1 protein-coding gene is annotated in these 1108 nt (G+C 69.9%); it reads left to right on the forward strand.

What is annotated here, in order from left to right:
* Positions 1–6 precede the first annotated feature (6 nt).
* On the forward strand, positions 7–1108 hold a 1102-nt coding region (locus ABZV42_RS42280; RefSeq protein ID WP_356057680.1), incomplete at its 3' end, for an IS701 family transposase.

The following is a 1108-nucleotide window of genomic DNA, read 5'->3' on the forward strand; positions in this document are numbered from 1 at the left end:
GGGTGTGTGACTCCGGACGAGATTGCTGTGGTGCGTGGTGAGTTGGAGGCGTTCGGGGCGGAGGTGTTCGAACCGTTCGCGCGTAAGGATCAGCGCCGGTGGGGGCAGGTCTATCTGCGGGGACTGCTGACCGACGGGCAGCGCAAATCGGTCGAGCCGATGGCCGCCCGGCTCGGGGAGGACGGAAACCGGCAGGCACTGGCCAACTTCATCACCACCAGCCCCTGGGATCCGGCCCACATCCGGGCCCAGCTCGCCTGGCGGATGGAAGAGGCGATCGGACCGGACGCCCTCATCTTCGACGACACCGGGTTCCTCAAGGACGGAACCGCATCGGCGTGTGTGTCGCGGCAGTACACCGGCACCGCGGGCAAGGTCACCAACTGCCAGGTCGGTGTCTCGCTGCACCTCGCGTCCGACCACGCTTCCACGGCCGTCAACTGGCGACTGTTTCTGCCGCAGACCTGGGATCCCGCCTCGGCGAAAGCCGATGCGGACAAGGTCGCCCGACGCACAGCCTGCGGCATCCCCGAGGACGTCGGGCATGTGGAGAAGTGGCAGCTGGCCCTGGACATGCTCGATGAGACCCGCTCCTGGGGACTGGAGGTGCCGCTGGCCGTCGCGGATGCCGGATACGGTGATGCCGCCGCGTTCCGGCACGGACTGCAGGAACGCGGCCTGAACTACGTGGTGGGGATTTCCACCACGCTGTCGGCCCAGCCCGCTGACGCGGCGTTGGTGACCGAGCCGTACTCGGGGTCCGGACGCCCGCCGGTGGCGAAGTATCCCGACCGGCCGCGGTCGGTGAAGGAGCTGGTCATCGCGGCGGGGCGGAAGGCGGCCATGCCGGTGCAGTGGCGCCAGGGCTCCCGGCCCGGCACCGGCCGCTCGGGCGTGAAGCGGATGTACTCCCGCTTCGTGGCCCTGCGCATCCGGCCTGCCGGCCGCGAGGTCCGCCAGAACACCGACGGCCCGGAGCTGCCCGTCTGCTGGCTGCTGGCCGAATGGCCAGCCGGTGAGAGCGAGCCGGTGCAGTTCTGGCTGTCCGACCTGCCCTCCAGCATGCCGATGACCACGCTGGTCCGCCTCGCCAAGCTCCGCTGGCGCA

The sequence above is a fragment of the Streptomyces sp. NPDC005281 genome (assembly GCF_040607495.1).
In the GTDB taxonomy this organism is placed as follows: Bacteria; Actinomycetota; Actinomycetes; order Streptomycetales; family Streptomycetaceae; genus Streptomyces.